Here is a 20135-nt window from a genome sequence, read left to right as displayed (position 1 = left end):
CGCCTCGCTAAACCACACCCGCGGGGAGCCTCGCTTCGGCGAGGCTCCCCGTAGGAAGGGGAACACCATGTCGTCGCACGACAACCCCAAGGTGGCCGCGGAGATCAGCGCGTTCGCCTACCGTCTTCGCCGGGCCCGTCGCGACGCCGGCGAGCCCTCCCTGCGTGAACTGGCCCGCCGGATCCAGTTTCAGGGTTCCGTCAGCACGTTGCAGCGCGCGTTTGCGGGCGGGAACCTGCCCACCTGGCGCGTGGTCGAGGCGCTGCTCATCACCGGTCTCGGCCTCGACCGCGAGCGGGTCCAGCAGGACTGGCGACCCGTCTGGGTGGCCATCAAGGATCTCCAGGACCCCTTGGAACCGCCGGCGCCGGTAGCGGACGCCGCCGGCGACGCCAGCCCGACCAGGCCTGAAACCGCCGGCCTCGCGCGTGTGCGTTGGCTGCGGCGTCCAGCCTGACCAGCAACAGGCCGAGAGCCCGGACACCGTTGGTGTCCGGGCTCTCTCGCATCCATGAGTGCGACAGGTGAGTGGTTCAGCTCGCCCGATCATGGTCTTCGCCGCAACCGCCAAGTTCGTGGACTGGCTGATCGACTGAACCATCGGTGCAGACCACCCGACGGCTCCTTGTCGTCCTGGGCAGACTGTTCGGAGCTGTACCGGGTGATGCCGCTGCGTGGGCACGGCAACGACCAACCCGATACAGGTCCCGGCCCTTTAACGTCATGGGCCTGGTCGACCTGCTGTTGGTGCGGCCGCCGCCGTTCACCGACTGCGCCCGGTGCGCCGATGCGGGTCGACACCCGGCCCCGGATGTCCGGCGAGCCGAGCTCGCGATGCGGCGAGCCGCTGTTCGACGTCGTCGACCACCTTCGCCGCCGGGTCCTTCCGCACAGCCGTCGAGCCAGCCGGGGCGGCGGTGCTGCGGCGTTGGTACGGACGCAGGTGGTCGGCGGCCGCGCGCAGGTGCGCACCGGGTTCGCCGCGCGGCGGCCGTGGTTCGCCGGTCCCGGTGATGCGGTCGGCCAGGGCGATGACCAGCACCGCGAGCGCGGCCAGGACCAGCAGGGCCAGGACCAGTTCGGCGTCGCCGGTGCGCGCTAGGCGCACCGCGATCTTGCCCAGGACCGGCAGCAGCGGCCGGGGTCGAGGCGGTCGGCACGTCGGCGAGGGGTGCCACAACCGGGTCGCGGCGGCGAGGTCGTCGGCCGCGCGGCGCACCGCGTCGGCCACCCGCCGCTGGTGTTCGTCAGCCGGGTCGGCGGGCCAGCGCAGCGCGAGCACGGCGGCGAAGTGCGCGGCCTGCTCCACCGCCACGTGCCGATGGGCCGGATCGTCCAGGTCGAGGCGGTCCAGCAGCCCCGCCGCCGTGGTCACGTGCACCTTGGCCCTCGCCCACCATGCGTCCCCGCCCCGTGTCGGCCTGGTCGAGCCCGGCGCCCACGCCGTGGGGTCGGCGGCCGCCGCCGCACGGTCGGGCACCGCGTCGTCGCCGAGGACGCCGCGAGTAGTTCGCCACCGGTCGGCCAGCTCGGGCAGGGTCAGGTCGCGGGCCAGCTGCCCGCAGCCCAACCGCAGGGCCGGACCACCGTCGAGCACCTGGTCTTCGTCCAGGGCGACGCGGTAGCCGGTCACCCGCTCCGCGCCGACGTCGCCGCCGGTCACCGGCGTCACCCGCACCCCGGCCCTCGCGAGGACGTCGACGAACTCGCCCGGCCCGGTCGATCCGGCGGCCGCGGCCCGCACCCGCCGTTCCAGCGTGCGCCGTTGCGGCTCGACACCGGTGCGGTCGGCGCGTTCGTGTTCGGCGCGGGTCAGCTCGCGGGCGCCGGTGCCGGTGGCGCCGGTGCGCACCAGGTCCAGCCGCTGCTCGACCTCCTGCGCCCAGGCACGGGCCTTGACCTTGCTGTGCGACAGCCGTGCGACCTTGCCGTCCTCGTTGACCAGCTGCACCACCAGGTGTACGTGGTCGTTGCCCGCCTTCGAGGTGCCGTGGTGCACGGCGATCCACCGGCACCGCTCTAACCCCAGCCGGGCCACGAACTCGCCCGCGAGTTCCCGCCACCGTTCGTCGCCCAGCTGGCCGTCGTCGTGGTGCGCGGAGATTGGCACGTGCAGCACGTGCCCGGCCGCCACCGTCTTGTGCCGCAGACGGCGCGGTGCGTCGAGCTGCGTGATGATCTCCCGCAGCACGATCTCCCGGTCCTCGCCCTGGTCGTTGGGTCGGGCGACGTCGGGGTGCAGCAGATCGGAGTCCCACGCCGCGACGATGTGCGGGTCGGTGTGCACCGTGCGGCCGCCGACGGCGAACAAGTACCGGACGGTCTCGCGCAGGTTGGAGTGGCGCGGCAGCAGCTTGGGCAGCATCGCCGGCTCACCGCGGGCCGCGCCGGTGCACGACCCGGTTGGGGTCGAGCCGGTCCAGCCAGTCCTCGACCCGCCCGAGCACGTGCGCCAGGTACTCGACCGCGGCCGTGAGCTGTGCCGCGCTCACCTGGTCGCCAGCGTTCGCGGCGCGGGCGAGCTGGTTGAGGTTGGTGCCGATCCCCGACAGCGTCCGGCGCAGCGGCACCAGGTCCGCCGCCAATGCGACCGCGTCCTGCCGACTCATCGGCGGCCGCAGCCGCCGCAGCGCACGGGCGGTGGGCTCGAAGAACCTCGCGGTGATGTGCGCGAACGCCGCCGGGGCCAGCCCGTAGACGGCGGCGCGGCCGGTCACCTCGGCCAGCTCGGCGGCGGTGAACCGCAGCAGCAGTTGCCGTCGACGTCCACCGGGAACGGGTGCCAAGTGCCCGCCGTGGCCGATCAGGGTTGGCAGCGACGCCAGCCTCTCCTGCCCAGAGGTGTCCGGTAGCGACTCGGTGGTATCGGGATCATCGGCCGGCCAGTCGCCGGCCTCGCGTGCGTGGTCGTCCTCGTTGTGGCGCATGAGGTCCCCCCGGACCGTCGGGGCGTTCGACGCAATCCCCCGACGCGCCGCGTCCCACGCCGCGACCCTACGCCCGCGCCGGGCCGTGCCGCATATGTGCACGGCTGGTGACCTGGTGTTTCCGCCTTCGGCTAGCGCAGCTAGCCGAAGGCACATCTTGCCTCCGGCCCGGTGGCGGTGGGGTGGCTATCTGACCGGACGGGCCACTAGACGGACGTCGCTCCCCGAGCGGGCTACGTCGAGCAGCTCCAGGCGGAGGATTCCGGACATGCTGTGGATGCCCGCGTTCTCCAGGCCGCTCTTCCCGGAGCCGAGCAAGGCAGGGGCAACGTAGTTCACCACGCGGTCGACCAAGCCTTGGGCGATGAAGCTGCCGGCGAGCGTGGGGCCGCCTTCGAGGAAGATCGCCCGGACGCCGCGGGCGTGGAGGCCCGCGAGGACGGATGGCAGGTCGAGGCCCTTGTCCGCGCGCTTGACCTTCAGCAAGTCCACCACGCCGTCGAGGTGTGACGCGTCGGCGTCCTCGGCTACGACGATGAGCGTGGGCGCGGCGTCGTTGCACACGTTCGCGTCGGCTGGGGTCTTGGCGTTGCTGTCGATCACGACGCGTAGCGGTTGGCGCTTCGGGTCGTTCACGATGGACAGGTCCAGGCGCGGGTCGTCGTTGCCGCGCACGGCCAGGTTGGGGTTGTCGGCTTGCTGGGTGCCTGAGCCGACCACGGTGGCGTCGCAGCCCGCGCGGAGGAGGTGGACCTCGGCTCGGCTCTCCGGGCTGGTGATCCACTGGCTGGTGCCGTCCTCGGCGGCGATGCGGCCGTCGAGGGTGGCGGCGAACTTGTAGACCACGAACGGGCGCCGGTGCGTCTGGGTCACCGAGTCCCATTCGGCTCGGCCGACCAGCTCGTCAACGCTCAGCGTGCCCATTCAGATCCCCTTCGTTCCTCACCGCTCGGATGAACTCGTCGACGCTCGGGTGCGCCTTCCACGACTGCATGATCTTGGCGCTCGTCGCCAGCTCTCGGACCGTGCGGTGCGACTGGGTGTCCTGGGCGATCCTGAGCGCCTCTACGCCGCTCTCCAGCGCTGCTTCGGGGAGACCCGCCCGTGCTGCGACAGCTGTCCTGCGGGCGAGGTGCAGGCCCCGTTCGCGGTGGAAGGACCTGGGCCACTGGCTCATGACGTGGTCGTACTCGGCGAGGGCACGTTCGTGGTTGCCGAGGGTGCCGTAGACGGCCGCACGCTGCACTGACACGTAACTGGGTGTGCAGTAGCTCGCCAACGAGTACGGGTCGAGCGCTGGTGCGGTGGCCTCGGAAAGGGCCTCAGCACAGTCGATGTAGGTCATGGCTGCGTGCTCATTGCCGTCCAACGCGCTCGCGTGCGCGGCCTGCTGGTGGATGGCCGCCCGTACCTGCGGGCTGGATACCTGGGCCTCGTAGCGGACGGACGCCTGGGCGAGCGTGATGGCTCGGGCGCGTTCTCCGAGGAATTGGGCCTGCTGGCTCATCCGCATGAGGACGTAGGCCGCGATGTTGGCATTGCCGGACGAGTGAGCCCACTCAAGGGCCCTGCTCGACCAGCCTTTACCCGCGGTGAAGTTGCCCAGGTCGTCGGCGAGCCAGCCGCAGAACTCGGCGAACAAGGCACCGATCTCGAACAGGCGTCCGCGCGACCCCGACTCGATCCGTTCGTACAGCTTGGCGATGTTGCCGACCTGCTCCCCCGCTGACCGCACCAGATCGCCGGGTCCGAGGAGGCTGTCCGCCGACACCAAGGCGTCCCGGAGCGAGACGAAGTGGTCGATGACCTCGGGATCCACCGAGGCACGGCCAGCAGACCGCGAGGACAGGAAGCCGGGGAGGGAGGAGGCTGCCAATCCGGCCAGGGCTCCCATGAATTCACGCCGCTCCACGCTGTCCCCTCCGGACGAGTCCTCGGCGCGCCTGGCCAGGCGACGCTGCGCTTTGGTAGCTGCGACCGCCCGCGCGAGGACTTCCGCTGGAACTCCGAAGCTGTCCGCGTAGTGCTGCTGCCAGTAGGGCGTCACCAGGCGCTTCTCGGATTCCCAGCGAGACACCTCGTTCCGGGTGACCGCACGGCCGGCACGCACGGACAAGTCATCGGCCTGCTCGCTCTGCGAGCGACCGGTCTCCTCGCGGAGGCGGCGCAGGAGCGCACCGATGCTCGTCGGCCCGTGCATGTCGCCATCCTGACTGGTGAGGAGGTGGAACGTCACCATTGTGGCCACCTCCCCCGGCCCCCTCGGGCCATATGGCCCCTCTGGCGGCGACTCCGCCCGATCGGTCTAACAGCGACGCTGATTCCGGCACCGGCGCCAGGTGATCAGTCAGGAAGTGCCCCCATGACCTGCGGCATCTCTGGCGCCGGTAGCCGCTCAATGAGGCCATACGACGAGGAGGGCGGACGACTGTGACAGCCGCGCCGACGTCGTACACCGTCAGGCTCCGCGCCAAGTCCTTCGCGAAAGCGGCGCAGCTCGCCGGCTTCAACTCCGACTACCGACTGGCCGGCGCGATGGGACTCAACCGCTCGACCGTCAAGCGGGTCAGAAGCGGTGAACTGCAGCCAGGTCCTGCGTTCATCGGCGGCGCACTGATCGCGCTGGCACCGATGCAGTTCGAGGACTTGTTCGAAGTCGCACCCGAGTCTCGACGGACTGGCCTCGACGTTCCCCAGCAGGAGGAGAGGACCGACCGTGCCGAAAGCCACCCCGGAGATCACCGATCCGATGACGGCCGCGCTGGCGTACGCCGAGATGGGCTGGCCGGTCATACCCGGAGCGGTGTGGCGGAACGGCAAGTTCGTCGACCCGGTGTCGGGTGAGCCTGCGGACAAGATCGTGATGCGGCCGATCGAGACCGCGACCGCGGATCTCGACGTGGTTCGCCAGTGGTGGTCGGCACCCTGCCTGCACGCACCGACGGTGCTCGCCGTGACCGGGCCGACGTTGGGCGCGATCACGGTCCACGAGTCGTTGGTCGAGGCGGTGCTGGATCACCGCTGGTTCGCGACCCGCCCCACGCCGGTGTTCGCCATCCCTGGAATGCCGATGGCCTACTTCCTCGTGAAGCCGCCCTGTCCGTTGACACTGGTCCGCGACGAGGTGCGGGTCATGGCGGAGGGCACGACGCTCCCGCTGCCTCCGGCCTCCATCGGCGAAACCCAGGCGATGTGGCTGGTCACGCCCGAAGAAGCAGGCAATGTCCTGCTCCTGGCGGACGAGTTCGATGCGCTGCTGCGGAGTGTTGGGAAGGCTGCCGCATGACCAAGCTGGACGAGCGCCCGGTGGTTGAGGCGCAGTGGGATCGGGAAGAGTTCGCCGACGTCATGCGAGAACTCGCCGAGCAGGAGACCCCGCGGTTGTTCGCCCTCGTCGAGGAGTACGGGGATCGAGCGGATGCCAGGGTCGCGGGCTACGGCTTGGCTTACCCCGACCGCGCCGACGTCAACTCCGTGGAGGGTGACTTCCCACTGAGGTCCCAGAGTCCGGAGAACGCGCGGAAGCTCTTCGAGGTCAGCTCGCGATCCAGGGGTGTGCGAGTGCACGTCGTGTGGCTGGACGGCTCGGACGGAAGACTCCAGTAGTCCAGGCCGCCCGTCAGCAGGAGGTGGTCCCGATCGACGGGACCACCTCCTGCTGCCGTTTAAGCAGCCTCGGCGGACAAGGCTCGGACGATCGACGCGGTGATCACCCGGTAGGTGGTGCGCAGCTTGATCACCTTGGCCGGGAACTTCCCGGTCGCGATCAACTCGTAGGCGTGGCTGCGCGAGATGCCGAATGCGCTCGCCGCCTTCGCGACGTTCACTGTCGCGGGCCAGCGCCTGACCTCGTCGAGCGTCGGGTGCCATGCATCCTTGTTTTGCCTGGTCATGTAACGAACCCCCCGATTCGTTGTAGTCCATTCGAGTGTGCGTCGACCCTCGTCTGTCTGTCAAGCGAACCGACGAGCTGGCATACTTGGCGAGGTGACAGAGCCGCAGTCGGTCGGTGCCGTGGTCGGGGAGAACCTGGAGCGCCTGAGGAAGCGGGCTCGGCTCACCCAGCACGAGACGGCTCGGCTGTTCTCGCGGCGGGGGATCCCCTTCAGCCGCAGCAAGATCGCGGCACTGGAGGCTGGTGAGCGGCCCAACCCGAACTTCGCTGACGTGCTGTTGATCGCTCACACGTTCAACGTGGAGCTGTCGGAGCTGTTCGAGGGTGAGGGGCCGGTGGCTGTCGCCGAGCACTTCACCCTGAGCCGACCGCTGATCAAGGACTTCATCCGGGGAATCGCCGCCGGTGGACGGTCGGAGCAGTGGGATCCGAAGACACGCCGGGACGAGCTGTTCGGGCTGTCCGCGATCCGGGCCAAGGGTGAGGCGTGGTTCGCGGCCAAGGTGCAGGGGACCGAGGCGGACAACACCCTGGCCAACCGGCTCGGGGTTTCGCCCAAGGCGGTAGTCGACGTCTCCCAGAAGCTTTGGGGACGGACGCTCACCGACGAGCGGGACGCGCAACTGGCCGACCTCGGCGACATCGATATCAACGAGCGCCAAGCCCGCCGCGGGCACATCACCCGGCTGCTGTCACAGCAGGTCCAGGCCGAGCTTGATCGGCGTGGACTGATCGTGAAACCAATCGAACCGGTGGGACCGACGGAGGAGGACGAGTGAGTGACCCGATCAAGAAGATCACGTTGAAGGACGGGACGGTGAGATATCGGTTCGTTGTGGACATCGGCCGCGACCCGGCTACGGGCAAGCGGCAGCAGAAGACGTTCACGTTCGACACCAGGCGCGACGCGCGCGTCGAGTACGACAAGACCCGTCACAAGGTCAACGAGGGCACCTACATCCGGCCCAGCAAGGTCACGGTCGATGAGTACCTCGATGGGTGGTTGGAGGGTGCGACGCGCGATCTTCGGGCGTCCAGCAAGCGCAGCTACCGGGATGCGCTCCGACCCGTGCGCGAGCAGTTGGGCGCCACGCCGATCCAGAAAGTCACCAAGGCCGACATCGAGCGGATGGTCACCTGGATGCAGACGGAGGGAAGGCGTCGTGGTGGCAAGCCGGGGACGGGGCTGGGGCCGCGCAGCGTGCGGTTGACGTTGGGCAGGCTCACGGCCGCGTTCGAGATGGCGACGCTGGAGGGACTGGTGGCGCGCAACGTCGCCAAGCTGGTGAAGCCGCCGAAGTACAAGCCGACGAAGCCGGACACCTGGTCGAAGGATGAGGTGCGGCTGTTCCTCCGCAAGGCCAAAGAGGACCGGTTGGACGCGGCCTGGAGGCTGACGCTGTACGGGCTGCGCCGAGGTGAAGTGCTCGGGCTGCGGTGGGACGAGGACGTCGACTTCGGCACGTTCGCCAAGGCGTGCAGCACGCACGAGGTGAAGTGGTGCGTGGACTGCTACGTCGAGGGCACGGCGACCGTGCAGGTCCAGCAGGCACGTGTGCTGGTCGAGGGCAAGGTGTTGATCGTCCCGCCCAAGTCGGAGAACGGGTTCCGCAAGCTCCCGCTCGACCTCGCGGCGGCGTCAGCTCTGCACACGCTCAAGGTCAAGCAGGCCGAGGAGAAGCTGGCGGTCGGCGAGGGCTACAGGAACAGCGGCTACGTCGTTGTGGACGAGGTTGGCGAGCCGGTGCACCCTGAGTGGTACTCCGACGAGTTCGGCAGGCTGTCCAAGCGAGCTGGCGTGAAGCGGATCGTCCTGCACGAAGGACGCCACACAGCGCTGAGCCTGATGGAGAAGGCCGGGGTGCCGATCTCGATCGTCAGCAAGTGGGCCGGGCACTACGACACCGCGTTCACGTACTCGACCTACGTCCACGCGAGTGATGATGATCTCAACTCGGGTGCCGAGGTGCTCGGCAAGCTCTACGGCTGAGCAGCAGTACGAGCGTTCGTGTGAAGATGTGAGACAGCAGCCCCCCACACAACAAATCAGGACCCCGTTCCGTTAACCGAAACAAGGCCCTGACCTGGACTAACTCTGGTGCGCTCGGCAGGATTCGAACCTGCAACCTTCTGATCCGTAGTCAGATGCTCTATCCGTTGAGCTACGAGCGCATCGTTCTTCAGTTGTCACCCGGCCGAAGCCGGGTGTTGCGGAGGCTCCGGGATTTGAACCCGGGATGGGCGGTAAACCCAAACCGCATTAGCAGTGCGGCGCCATAGACCAGACTAGGCGAAGCCTCCCGGAGCCCTCGGCTACGACGCATAGATTACACATGCCCACGCCGCTCTAGCAAAACGCCCCCCTCCTTAACCCGTCTGCGCTGGTCAGGGCGTACGGAGGGGGGCGTCGGAACGGCCTCAGGCGGGGGTGACGTGAGGTAGGTCTCGTGCAAGGTCGAGGAATGGGTCCAGGGCGGCCGGGTTGCGCAGGGCGTCCAGGCTGACGGCGCGCTCGGGTGGGGTGCCTGCCAGGATCTTCTTCACCGGGACCTCGCACTTCTTGCCGTTGAGGGTCCTCGGGATCTCCGCGACGGCCACGAACCTGTTCGGCACGTGGCGCGGGGAGAGGTTGGTGCGCAGCTCCGACCTCAGGCGGGGCTCCAGGTCGGCCAGGGTGGCGTCCGGGTCCAGGACCAGGAAGCACAGGAGCTCGCCGTCGCTCCGGCCGGCGCCGGACGTGTCGATCACGAGGGAGTCCGCGACGCCCGGCAGCCCCTCGACGACGCGGTAGAACTCGCTGGTGCCCATGCGCACGCCGCCGCGGTTCAGGGTGGAGTCGCTCCGGCCGTAGATGACCGCCGAGCCGCGCGGGGTGATCCTGATCCAGTCGCCGTGCCGCCAGACGCCCTCGAAGGTGTCGAAGTAGGCCTCGCGCAGCTTCGTGCCGTCCTCGTCGCCCCAGAAGTAGACGGGCATGGAGGGCATCGGCTTGGTGATCACCAGTTCGCCGACCTCGTCGACGACGGGGACGCCGGCTTCCGAGAAGGACTCCACGGCCGCGCCCAGCGCCCGGCACGAGAGCTCGCCCAGCCACACCGGCAGGTCGGGGGCGGCGGCGACGAACGCGGTGCACAGGTCGGTGCCGCCGGAGACCGAGGCGATCTGGACGTCCGGTCCGACGGCCGACGCGATCCAGCGGAAGCCCTCGGGGGTCAGCGGGGCGCCGGTGGAGCCGACGACGCGCAGGCCCGTCAGGTCGTAGCGCTCCGCCGGGCGGACGCCTTCCTTCAGGCACGTCTGGATGTACGGCGCCGACGTGCCGAAGTACGTGACGCGGTGCTGCTCGGCCAGGCGCCAGAGGACGTCGAGGTCGGGGTGCGCGGGACTGCCGTCGAACAGCACGACCGTCGACCCGACCAGCAGGCCGGAGACGAGGAAGTTCCACATCATCCAGCCGGTGGTGGTGAACCAGAAGAACCGGTCGCCCGGGCCGAGGTCGCTGTGCAGCGCCAGCATCTTCAGGTGCTCGACCACGATCCCGCCGTGGCCCTGGACGATGCCCTTCGGCAGGCCCGTGGTGCCGGACGAGTAGAGCACCCACAGCGGGTGGTCGAACGGCACCGGTTCGAACTCCAGCGGCGCGTCGGCGTGGTCCGCCAGCAGGGAGTCCCAGGTCACGGCGCCGGGCAGCGGGGTGCCGCCCACGTAGTCGACCACCACGGTGGCGCGCAGGGACGGGATCTCCGACCTGAGCCGCTCCACCGTCGGCCGCACGTCGAACGCCCGCCCGCCGTACCGGTACCCGTCGACGGCCACGAGCACGGTCGGCGAGATCTGGGCGAACCGGTCGGCGATGGCCCGCGCGCCGAAGTCCGGCGAGCACGACGACCAGGTCGCGCCGAGCGAGGCCGCCGCCAGGAACGCGATCAGCGCCTCCGGCGAGTTCGGCACGAGCGCCACCACGCGGTCACCGGGTCGGACGCCCAGCGACGCGAAGCCGGCCCGCACGGCGGCCACCCGACGGCGCAGCTCGCCGTACGTGAGTTGCGACGACAGCCCGTCCTCGCGGTGGAACACGACCGCCAGGTCGCCGTCCGGGCCCCTCAGGGCGTGCTCCGCGTAGTTGAGCGTGGCGCCGGGGAACCAGACCGCCCCGGGCATCACGGGCGCCTCCAGCACGCGCGTGGGCGGGCTGTGGAACACCACCTCGAAGAACTCCGCGATCGCACCCCAGAACCCCTCCAGGTCGGAGGTGGACCACTCCCACAGCGACTCGTGGTCGGGGAGGTCGAGGCCCTTCGTGGAGGTGAGCCAGGAGCGGAACGCGGCCATCCTGGTGTCCTGGACCCGGTCGGGGTCGGGACGCCACAGGACTTCCGCCTCGCCGGCGGCGGCGCCGGCACGCATCTCGGTCATACCTGAAGTTCCTAGCCGATCCGACGGCCCGGAACCACAGGGGGCGTCCACACACCGGATCAGTTCCGGCCGGCGCTCGCCACCAGTCCCTCGACCGCGGAGATCAGCCTCGGCGCGTCCGTCGGCGCGACGACCAGCCACCCGTCGTCCCGCCGCACGAGGTAGCGGCCCTCGGCGGTGTCCAGCCACGACACGACCGCGCCGGTCGGGTGCAGGTAGCCGGCCCGGTTGCGGGCGATCACGCCGACCTGGCCGCCGCCGCTGCGCGTGGTCACGGCGCGCATCAGGGTGTTGGCCTCCGGCTCGCGCAGGCCGACGGCGCGCAGCGCGTCGAGGAACCCCTCGCTGCCGTCGTCCTCGCCCGCCTTGCCCGCGGCCAGGTAGTCGTCCCAGCGCACGTTCACCGACCGGCCGCCGCCGGGCGGCGCGGGCGGCAGGGTGTTGACCGTGGTGGCGGCCAGCGCGGTCGGCCGGAACCCGGCCACCTGCACCTGGTTGCCGAGCCTGCCCGCGAACGCGCCGTGCCACGCGGCGGTGGCCAGGCCGCGCGCCTGGGCGCCCCGCACGGTGAAGAACACCTCCAGGCCGATCTCGAACTCGGCCAGGCCGCGCAGCAGCCCGTACAGCTCCTCGTCGGGCCGCCGCACGGTGCCGAGACCGCGTGCCGCCAGGTCGCGGGACGCGGTCTCGACCAGCGCGTCCCGCTCCGGTTGGGTGTGCCCGAAGTGCCGGACGCCGAGCGGGACCGGGTGGGCGTCGCGGTGGACCGCCTGCCAGAGCAGGAAGAACTCCAGTTCGCTGAGCCGGAAGACGCGATCGCTCACAGGCCGATCACCGGTGGTGCGGCCTTGCGGTCGACGCCGAAGACGTTGTCGTCGTCCTCCAGGTACCCGGGCCGGTTGCGGTCCTTCTCACCGCCGCCGGCGACGGGCGGCGGCGCGGCCATCGGCGCGGCGCCGATCATGCCGGACTGCGGCGTCACCGACTTGGGCGCCTGGAACTGGCTGGTCACGCTGCCGGGGTTGGCGGAGCCGCGCTCGGTGCCGATCGCGCCCGTCGCGCCGCCGGGACCGGCCACCGGTCCGCCGCCACCACCACCGCCCACGCCGACGGGCGTGGGCATGGCACCACGACCGCCGTAGCCGCCCCGACCGCCCGCGAAGCCACCGCGACCGAACTGGGCGGACGTGCCACCGGGACGCTGGTTCGGCGTGCCGGCCGGGTTGTTCACCACGGCCTGACCACCGCCGGCGCCCGCGCCCGTGCCGACGCCGTCGGTGACGGGCAGGTTCGGCGTGACGGTCACCGGCGGCGGGGGTGGCGGCGCGACCGGGTTGGTCGGCGGGCTGAACGACGGCACGGTGCGGTCGACCTCGTAGGAGTTCTGCTGGAACATCGCCATGACCTCGGCGGCCTGGCGGTGCGTCGCGTCCGCGGTGACGACCGAGTCGATCGCGGACCCGGCGATGGTGTCGATGCCGGTGAACGCGCCGGGCGCGCGGACGATCGGGGTCGGGCCCGCGGCCAGGCCGTCCTGCGACGCGAGGGCGGGCGACCGGTAGCCGGCGTCCTCGGTCAGCCGGCCGCCGACCAGCGGCGAGCGCGGCGTGACGAGCGGGGTCTGGGTGGCGACCGGGGTCGACGGCAGGTCGGCGACCGGCGTGACGACCGGCGGCGCGGGCGCGGGCGGCGGCATCATCTCGCGCGCCGTCTGCACGTGGTCGATCTCGGTGGCGATGCACTTGGCCACGTTGTCGGCGTGCTCGCTGGTGTTCAGCGCCCACTTCTCCACCGACTCCAGCGCCTCGCGGGCGCGTTCGGCCGACTCGCCCGTCCACGCCTGGGTGGACTGGCCGATCGCCTTGGCCAGCAGCTCCTGCACCTCGCCGAGCGCCTTGCCGACGGTCGCCCAGTCGGCCTGCGCGCTGCCGGCGGCCTTGAGGTCGACGCCGGTGTTGATCATCTCCCACAGCTGCTGGTGGGTGTAGGTCATCCAGTCGACCTTCTGGCCGAGGTCGGCGGGCTTGTCCTTGCCCTGGCCCCAGCCCTGACCACCGCCCTGGCCGCCGCCGTGGTTGTTGCCGTGGTTGTTGCCGTGGTTGTTGCCCTGACCACCGCCATGGTTGCCGTGGTTGTTGTTGCCGCCGTGCTTGTTGTCGCCCATCAGCCCTTGGCCTCCCCCGCGGATCCGAAGGCGTCCGCCGCTTCGTCGTCGGCCCGTTCCAGGTTCCGCGCCGCTTCGCGGATGGTCTCCTCGACCTCGAAGAGCACCTGCATGAAGTCGCCGATCACGTTGACCGCCGACTCCTCGTTCCCGACGGCCACCTCGCGCAGCCGCCTGCTGATCGCGTCGCTCACCCAGTTGTTGCCGAACTGGAGCTCGACGTCGAGGTTGTCGACCGCGCGGCCGTGCACGGTGTCGACCAGGTTGCGCGCCTGCGACACCAGCTTGAGCAGGTCGTTGACGCCCTGCCTGTCCAGGTCGAGCTGGACGGAGTCCTTGTCCACCGCGTCCAGCGCGGTGGTGGCCTTGTCCAGGTCGGTCTGCGCGGCCTTCGCGAAGCTCTCCGCCACCACGGGCTTGGCCGCGTCGGGATCGGTCGCGGTCGCGGCGGGCAGGGTCACGGTGGCGTCGGTCGGCGTGGGAGCCGGCACGGGAGCCTGTGCGGGAGGCGGTGGAGCGGCCACGGGTGGCACGGTCACCGGCGGAGCGAACTCCGGCGGGACCGACACCGGTGGAGCGACCGACGTGGGATCGGGTGGCACGGGAACCGGTGGCACCTCGACCACCGGCGCGTCCGCCACGACCGCCGGTTGGGCCGCCGCGGACGGCGTGAAGCCAGGCGGGATCTGCACCGTCTGTGCACCCGCGAGTGGGACCGTGTTCCCGTCGCTCATCACTACCCCCTGCACTGCGATTCGCCGCAGGCCGACCGCGCGTTAGCCCACGACGACCGAAATCAGGCGTTCCGGACGCCTCCCTTAGATGTACCGGGAAGCCGGTTCGGTTCCAAGCCGCCGACCAGAGGCTTAGCGAAGATGTGAGTCGAACCAGTTCAACGCGCGCTGCCACGCCTCCGCGCTGGCCTCCGGGGTGGTGTCGAACCGGTGGCTGGTGTGGGCGAACCGGACCACGTCGGTCGCCACCGGCGCCGCCGCCGCCGCGTCGCGCAGCTTCTCCACGTCGCTGTACGGGATCTCGGCGTCGTCGTCCCCGTACAGGCCGAGCCACGGGCAGGTCAGCTCCTCCGCGACCTCCACCAGCGAGGGCAGCCCCTCGGCCAGCGGTTCCAGGATCCCGCCGCCGCCGACGGTCACCGCCGCGCCGACGGTTCGGCTTCCCGCAACCACCATCGCGACCGTGCCACCCAGGTCGAAGCCCATGACGCCCATCCGGTCCTGGCCGACGCCCCGCTGGGCCAACCAGACGAACGCGACGTCGGTGTCGGCCAGCACGGCGTCGCCGGACAACCCGCTCACCATCGCCGGCGCCTCGTCGCCGGACACCTCGTCGTAGAGGTGCGGCGCGACCGCCAACCACCCCTCGGCGGCCAGGCTGCTCACCAACCCGCGGACGGTGTCGGTCACGCCGCGCGCCTCGTGCAGCACGACCAGGCCGCCGCGGACGGCGTTCTCCGGCTCGGCGACGGTCAACCGCAGCTCGCGGCCGTCGGTGAGGGAGAGCGTCTCGGTGCGGGTAGCAATCATGTCCCAACCCTTCCACGTGGGGGTGAACGGCAGTCAACGTGAGCATCCGTACGGCAGGTATGCCCCATCCGGGTCTTTCACCGGATAACGTCCAGCTCAGAACCCCGAAGGGAGTCCTTGGATGACCGTGCGAACCCGCGCCGACCTCGTCGCGTTGCCCGGATACGTGCCCGGTAAGACGATCCCCGGCGCGATCAAGCTGGCCAGCAACGAGGTGTCGGCCGGACCGCTGCCCAGCGTGGTGCGGGCGATCGCGGACGCGGCCACCGCCGTGAACCGCTACCCCGACACCGCCGCCACCGAGCTCGTGGCGCGCCTGGCGGACAAGCTCGGCGTGCCCGCCGACCAGGTGGCCGTGGGCTGCGGCTCGGTGACGTTGTGCCAGCAGCTGGTGCAGGCGACGTGCACCGAGGCCGACGAGGCGCTGTTCCCGTGGCGCTCGTTCGAGGCGTACCCGCTCATCACCGCGGTCGTCGGCGCGCGGCAGAACCGGGTGCCGCTGACGCCGGGCCACGGGCTCGACCTGGACGCGATGGCCGCCGCGATCACCCCGGCCACCCGCCTGGTGTTCGTGTGCAACCCCAACAACCCGACCGGGACGGCGTTGCGGGCGGCGGAGATCGAGCGGTTCGTCGAGCGGGTGCCGTCGGACGTGCTCGTGGTGGTCGACGAGGCGTACAAGGAGTTCGTGGACGACCCGGACGTGCCCGACGGCGTGGAGCTGGCCAAGGCGCAGTGGGCCGCCGGTCGGGACAACGTGGCCGTGCTGCGCACGTTCTCCAAGGCGTACGGGCTGGCCGGCCTGCGCGTCGGGTACGCGGTGGCGTCGCCCGCGGTGGCCGAGACGCTGCGCAAGGTCTACGTGCCGTTCAGCGTGAACGCCCTGGCGCAGGTCGCCGCGCTGGCGTCGCTGGACGCCGAGGCCGAGCTGATGGCGCGGTGCCGGGCGATCGTGGCCGAGCGGGCGCGGGTGCGCGGCGAGCTGCTGGCCGCCGGCTTCGAGGTGCCCGAGTCGCAGGCGAACTTCGTGTGGCTGCCGCTGGGCGGGCGGACCGCGGCGTTCAACGAGCACTGCCTGGCGCACAAGGTGGTCGTGCGGGCGTTCGTCGGCGACGGCGCGCGCGTCACGATCGGCGAGCCCGAGGAGAACGACGCGTTCCTGGCGGCTGCCCTGTCCTTCGCCGGCTGAGCGTTCAGCGGGTGAGGATCTGCGTGATGGCCACGACTCCCACCACCACGATCACCGCGCGCAACGCGGCGGGTGGGAGTCGGCGGCCGACCTTCGCGCCGAGCTGACCGCCGACGACCGAGCCGATCGCCAGCAGCAGCACGGCGAGCCACGCCACGTCGGCGATGAAGATGAACAGCACGCCCGCGACCAGGTTCACGAACGCGGTCAGCACGTTCTTCAGGGCGTTCATCCGCTGGATGTGCTCGCTCATCAGCACGCCCATCAGGCCCATCACCAGCACGCCCTGCGCCGCGCCGAAGTAGCCGCCGTAGACGCCCGCGAAGAACACGCCGACCCACAGCGCCACGCCACCATGCTCGTGCCGCTCCCGTTCGGCGAGCTTGCGGTTGAGCCACGGCTGGGCGACCACCAGCACCAGCGCGACGGCGATCAGCACCGGCACGATCGCGGAGAACGCGTCCTCCGGCAGCACGACCAGCAGGATCGCGCCGACCACCGCGCCCAGCACCGAGGCGGGCAGCAGCCGCTTCACCCGGCCCGCCTGCCCGGTCAGCTCGCGCCGGTAGCCCCACGCGCCGCTGAGCGAGCCGGGCACCAGGCCGAGGCTGTTGGACACGTTCGCCACCACCGGCGGGTAGCCGACGGCCATCAGCACCGGGAACGTCACCAGGGTGCCGGAGCCCACCACCGTGTTGATCCCACCGGCGAACACACCGGCCAGGACGACGAGGATCATCTCCAGCGCCGTCACCGGCCACCCCCTGGTTCTCGCGGTTGGTCAGCGACGCTAACACCGCGTCCGGCGGGGCGCGGTGTGGCGATTGCGACACCCCGCCCCGCCGGGTGGGCCGGCGAGCTACGCCGGACGCCGTCCCAGCGCCCGCGCGCCGACGCCGAACGCCAGCAGCGCCAAGCCGAGCAGGCCGAGCCCCAGCACGCTCGCGCCCGTGGTCGCCAGGGCGTCCCGGGTCGGACCGCCGCCGCCGGCCGGCGGGGTGACGTCCGGGTCGACGACCACCGGCCCCGGCTCGACCGCGATCAGCTGGGGCGTCGCGGAGCCGCGGACCGCCTCGAACTGCGGGTCCTCGTGGGTCCGGACCACCCGCCACGGGCCGAGGACCACCGGCGTGTAGTGCCCGACGGCCAGGTCGGGGAACGTGAGCACGCCGTCGGCGTCCGCCGTGGCGCGGGCCGCCGTCCCGTTCGTGTCGGGGTCCACCAGGAGCACGGTCGCGTTCGGCACGCCCACGCCCTGCGTCCCGCAGCACTCGACGACCCGGCCGGTCGTGGTCCACACCGCGCCCGGCACCCTGGCCGTGGCCTTGACGACCGGCGACAGCTCGCGGAACCGGCCGTCGGCGTCACGCGTGCCGAACGCGCACGAGGCCGTGATCAACCCGTGGTCGGGCGACCCGGCCGGCATGGTCTCCTCCACGGTGGTCGTCCACGACCTGCGCTCGGCGATCGGCACGCCCCCGCCGAGTTCGCCCAGCGGACCCCACTCCTCGCCGTTCTCGATCTGGTACGGCGTGCCGACGCCGCCGCACACCGCGTGCACGGTGCGGTCCGACCCGCTGTTGTTGGTGATCGTGACGTTCAGCCCGGGCCGCTCGTCCGGCCGGTACGCGGGCTTGTCCCAGGCGATCACGGCGGTCAGCGTGTCCGCGGGCCGGACCAGGCCGACCTCGAACGTCGCGCCGGCCGCGGTGAGGGTGAACCGGTCGTAGAAGTCGATCGGCAGCGCCCAGCGGGACGAGTGCCAGACGCGGACCCGGTAGTTGCCCGCCGGGGTGTCCTCGACCCGGTAGCGGCCGGTGGCGTCCGTGTCGCCCTGGTGGTGCGTCGTGGGGAGGCCGCCCTCGACGGTCACCGACTGGTTCGGCAGCGCCTCGCCGGGGTCGAACGCGCCGTTGGCGTTGGCGTCGCCGTAGATCAGGATCGTGGCGTCGCCCACCGCGTGGCTCACCGCGGCGGACAGGTCGAGCGGCACGGACGCGCCGCGCGTGCCGACGGTGAACCGGCCCTTGAGCGAGACCAGGTCGCCGGTCCACGTCCGCGGCTCGCCGACCACGGTGACCTCGTAGGACTCGCCCGGCCACAGGTACAGGCCTCCCGGGTACAGCGGGCCCCACTGGGCGTGGTCGTACAGCATCGTGGACGGCACCCAGTCCGGTACGAACCGGACCGGGGCGCGCGGCCCGACGCCCGTGTTGGTGACCTTGACCCGGGCCGTCACGGGCTCGGCGATGTCGTAGGCCGCCTGGTCGAACGACGCCGTCACCTCGATCCCGTCCACCTCGACCGGTTCGGCGACCTCCGGGCCGGGCGCGACCACGAACGCCACCCGCGCGGTCGTGTCGGCGACGACGTCGACGGTGAACCAGCCGTCGCCGGTGGCCTGGTCCCGGTACTCGCCGAGCACCAGGAGCTTCGTGCGGCCCACCGGCAGCTTGGCGAAGGAGAACGCGCCGCCGTCGTGCGACCGGGCCTCGGCGACCGGCAGGCCGCCGCGCTGGTCGAGCGCGAGGAGCCGCACGTCGTCCAGGGGCGTCCCGTCGGCGTGCCGCAGCGTGCCCTCGACCGCGCCGAACGAGCCGACCTCGGCGAAGTCCGACGAGCCGGTGTAGCCCGCGGTGCTGCGACCGCTGTTGCCGAAGTTGCAGGCGACGCCGATCCGGCCCACGGCCACCGCGTCCCCGGGCACGGTCTCGGTGATCCGCAGCACCTTCGTCTCGCCGGCCGCGAGCGTGACGCCCGGGCCGTCCGGGCTCAGCGCGGCCCACGCGGGACCGGTGCCGGTCAGCCGGCCTTCGTCGGGCTCCTCGTCGCACACCGCGACGATCCCGGTCAACGCGGTCGCGCCGGTGTTGGCGAGGGTCACGTCGATGCCGACCGGGTCGGTGGGCCGGTAGGACTCGCGGTCGAACTCCAGCCGGGGCCGGAGCACTTCCAGGACCGGCGAGGCCATCGGGAGCGCGAGTTCGGTGGTGACGCCCTGCTCGACGGTGAACTCCGCGTGGCCGGGCGCGATGACGAAGGGGTTGCCGTGCTCGATCAGGGAGGCGCGGTAGCGGCCGGTGGGCACGTCGCCGCCGAAGGTGAACCGGCCGGTGGCGTCCGTGCGACCGCTCAGCCAGTTCCAGGGCAGGCCGCCCTCGGCGTAGACCGGCTCGTCCGCCACGCCCTCGCCCTCGTCGAACGCGCCGTCGCCGTCGGCGTCGCGGTAGAGCACGCCGCCGGCCCGACCCCAGGTCAGCGGCACGCGGGTGGTGGCCCGGCCGGTGTTGTCCTCCGGCGTCGGGTCCATGTCCGGGAGCGACTGCGTGCCCGTGTTCGCGGTCACGGCGTACTCGACCAGGTCGTAGAGCGGGACCTGCTGCCGCCCGGCGAGCCGGTAGGTCCTCGCCTCGCCGGGCGCGATGGTCGGGCCGGGCACGCGGCGCAGCTCCGCCGTGCCCGCCGTGAGCCGCAGGTCGCCCCAGTGGGTGAACCGGACGTCGACCGCGGGCGCGGAGCCGGTGTTGCGGACCGTGACGGTGAAGCCGATGTCGGAGTCCGGCGGGTACTCGGCGCGGTCGAAGGCCAGGGAGACCTCCAGGTCGGCCCGCGGCACGGGCGCCGCACCGGCCCGCGGCACGGCCGGCGGCGCCGGCTCGGGTTCGGCCGGCGGGGTGGTGGGGTCCGGCTGGGCGGGCGACGAGGTCTCCACCGGTGACCCGGTCGTGGCCGTGGTGGGCGTCGTGGTCCCGGCGGGCGTTTCCGCCGGCGGCTCGGACGGTGTCGTGGTCGTGGTGGGCGTCGTGGTCGTGGCGGGTGTGGTCTCCTGCGCTGACGCGACCGGACCGCCGAGCGCCACGGCGAGCGCCAGCGCGCCCGCCGTGACCACCCGCGCGAAGCGCCCCGCGTTGGTGCTGCCGGACATCTGGTGTCCCCCCGTGAGTAGGTCCTCGCCCACCGCGGGTTGCCGACGTCCCCGAGCCGCCGCCGGGCAGGGCCC

General features: G+C 71.5%; 18 protein-coding genes and 2 tRNA genes. 6 read left to right on the top strand and 14 right to left on the bottom strand.

The window, feature by feature from the left end:
* Nucleotides 1–67 precede the first annotated feature (67 nt).
* Entirely contained in the window at nt 68–457 is a 390-nt protein-coding gene (locus ACQPYE_RS00995; protein WP_498718624.1) for a hypothetical protein, read from the top strand.
* A 306-nt stretch (nt 458–763) separates the two neighbouring features.
* Here the strand turns inward: ACQPYE_RS00995 and ACQPYE_RS00990 are convergent, their stop codons facing one another.
* From ACQPYE_RS00990 to ACQPYE_RS00975, 4 genes are all read right to left on the bottom strand, one after another.
* Entirely contained in the window at nt 764–2365 is a 1602-nt protein-coding gene (locus tag ACQPYE_RS00990) for a relaxase/mobilization nuclease domain-containing protein (protein ID WP_498718623.1), read from the bottom strand.
* 7 nt (nt 2366–2372) lie between these two features.
* Nucleotides 2373–2927, bottom strand: a complete 555-nt coding sequence (locus tag ACQPYE_RS00985; RefSeq protein ID WP_498718622.1) for a MobC family plasmid mobilization relaxosome protein — start codon at nt 2925–2927, stop codon at nt 2373–2375.
* A gap of 186 nt (nt 2928–3113) precedes the next feature.
* Nucleotides 3114–3851 carry a RibD family protein gene (locus ACQPYE_RS00980; protein WP_498718621.1) on the bottom strand — a complete coding sequence of 246 codons (738 nt, stop codon included), beginning with the start codon at nt 3849–3851 and terminating at the stop codon, nt 3114–3116.
* Nucleotides 3832–5166, bottom strand: coding sequence for a helix-turn-helix domain-containing protein (locus ACQPYE_RS00975; RefSeq protein WP_498718620.1), 1335 nt, complete (start codon nt 5164–5166; stop codon nt 3832–3834). Before ACQPYE_RS00975 ends, ACQPYE_RS00980 begins: the two co-directional genes overlap by 20 nt.
* A 477-nt stretch (nt 5167–5643) precedes the next feature.
* On the opposite strand from ACQPYE_RS00975, the gene ACQPYE_RS00970 reads away from it, so the two are divergent.
* Both ACQPYE_RS00970 and ACQPYE_RS00965 read left to right on the top strand, forming a co-directional pair.
* On the top strand, nt 5644–6213 hold the full coding sequence (locus ACQPYE_RS00970) for a bifunctional DNA primase/polymerase (RefSeq protein ID WP_498718619.1): 570 nt from the start codon (nt 5644–5646) through the stop codon (nt 6211–6213).
* Nucleotides 6210–6533: a hypothetical protein gene (locus ACQPYE_RS00965; RefSeq protein ID WP_498718618.1), complete on the top strand. Its 324-nt coding sequence runs from the start codon at nt 6210–6212 to the stop codon at nt 6531–6533. Before ACQPYE_RS00970 ends, ACQPYE_RS00965 begins: the two co-directional genes overlap by 4 nt.
* 59 nt (nt 6534–6592) lie before the next feature.
* On the opposite strand, the gene ACQPYE_RS00960 is transcribed toward ACQPYE_RS00965, so the two are convergent.
* Nucleotides 6593–6820, bottom strand: coding sequence for a DNA-binding protein (locus ACQPYE_RS00960; protein ID WP_498718617.1), 228 nt, complete (start codon nt 6818–6820; stop codon nt 6593–6595).
* A gap of 94 nt (nt 6821–6914) precedes the next feature.
* Between ACQPYE_RS00960 and ACQPYE_RS00955 the strand changes: the two genes are divergently transcribed.
* Both ACQPYE_RS00955 and ACQPYE_RS00950 read left to right on the top strand, forming a co-directional pair.
* Nucleotides 6915–7601, top strand: coding sequence for a helix-turn-helix transcriptional regulator (locus ACQPYE_RS00955; protein WP_498718616.1), 687 nt, complete (start codon nt 6915–6917; stop codon nt 7599–7601).
* Entirely contained in the window at nt 7598–8812 is a 1215-nt protein-coding gene (locus ACQPYE_RS00950) for a tyrosine-type recombinase/integrase (RefSeq protein WP_498718615.1), read from the top strand. Before ACQPYE_RS00955 ends, ACQPYE_RS00950 begins: the two co-directional genes overlap by 4 nt.
* A 106-nt stretch (nt 8813–8918) precedes the next feature.
* Here ACQPYE_RS00950 and ACQPYE_RS00945 read toward each other — a convergent pair.
* The 7 genes from ACQPYE_RS00945 to ACQPYE_RS00915 form a co-directional block, all read right to left on the bottom strand.
* Nucleotides 8919–8994: transfer RNA gene (locus ACQPYE_RS00945), tRNA-Arg, on the bottom strand.
* A gap of 39 nt (nt 8995–9033) precedes the next feature.
* Nucleotides 9034–9123, bottom strand: a tRNA-Ser gene (locus ACQPYE_RS00940).
* A 117-nt stretch (nt 9124–9240) separates the two neighbouring features.
* Nucleotides 9241–11238 (bottom strand): acetoacetate--CoA ligase, encoded by a 1998-nt coding sequence (locus tag ACQPYE_RS00935; RefSeq protein WP_498718614.1) that lies wholly within the window; start codon nt 11236–11238, stop codon nt 9241–9243.
* A 59-nt stretch (nt 11239–11297) separates the two neighbouring features.
* Nucleotides 11298–12062 (bottom strand): ESX secretion-associated protein EspG, encoded by a 765-nt coding sequence (locus ACQPYE_RS00930; protein ID WP_498718613.1) that lies wholly within the window; start codon nt 12060–12062, stop codon nt 11298–11300.
* Nucleotides 12059–13402: a PPE domain-containing protein gene (locus ACQPYE_RS00925; protein WP_498718612.1), complete on the bottom strand. Its 1344-nt coding sequence runs from the start codon at nt 13400–13402 to the stop codon at nt 12059–12061. The genes ACQPYE_RS00930 and ACQPYE_RS00925 overlap by 4 nt, the downstream gene beginning before the upstream one ends.
* Nucleotides 13402–14094 (bottom strand): hypothetical protein, encoded by a 693-nt coding sequence (locus tag ACQPYE_RS00920; RefSeq protein WP_498718611.1) that lies wholly within the window; start codon nt 14092–14094, stop codon nt 13402–13404. Before ACQPYE_RS00920 ends, ACQPYE_RS00925 begins: the two co-directional genes overlap by 1 nt.
* Before the next feature lie 174 nt (nt 14095–14268).
* Nucleotides 14269–14946, bottom strand: coding sequence for a dienelactone hydrolase family protein (locus tag ACQPYE_RS00915; protein ID WP_498718610.1), 678 nt, complete (start codon nt 14944–14946; stop codon nt 14269–14271).
* 121 nt (nt 14947–15067) lie between these two features.
* On the opposite strand from ACQPYE_RS00915, the gene hisC reads away from it, so the two are divergent.
* Nucleotides 15068–16135, top strand: coding sequence for a histidinol-phosphate transaminase (hisC, locus tag ACQPYE_RS00910; protein ID WP_498718609.1), 1068 nt, complete (start codon nt 15068–15070; stop codon nt 16133–16135).
* A 4-nt stretch (nt 16136–16139) separates the two neighbouring features.
* Here hisC and ACQPYE_RS00905 read toward each other — a convergent pair whose 3' ends face one another.
* Together ACQPYE_RS00905 and ACQPYE_RS00900 are read right to left on the bottom strand one after the other, a co-directional pair.
* Nucleotides 16140–16889, bottom strand: coding sequence for a sulfite exporter TauE/SafE family protein (locus tag ACQPYE_RS00905; RefSeq protein WP_498718608.1), 750 nt, complete (start codon nt 16887–16889; stop codon nt 16140–16142).
* Nucleotides 16890–16994: 105 nt separating this feature from the next.
* Nucleotides 16995–20060, bottom strand: a complete 3066-nt coding sequence (locus ACQPYE_RS00900) for an RHS repeat domain-containing protein (protein ID WP_498718607.1) — start codon at nt 20058–20060, stop codon at nt 16995–16997.
* Nucleotides 20061–20135: the final 75 nt, after the last annotated feature.

Origin of the sequence: Actinosynnema sp. CA-299493 (assembly GCF_050946825.1) — a bacterium.
Classification (GTDB): domain Bacteria; phylum Actinomycetota; class Actinomycetes; order Mycobacteriales; family Pseudonocardiaceae; genus Actinosynnema.
The sequence above is the reverse complement of the archived record's forward strand: the minus strand, read 5'-3'. Positions and strand labels throughout refer to the sequence as shown.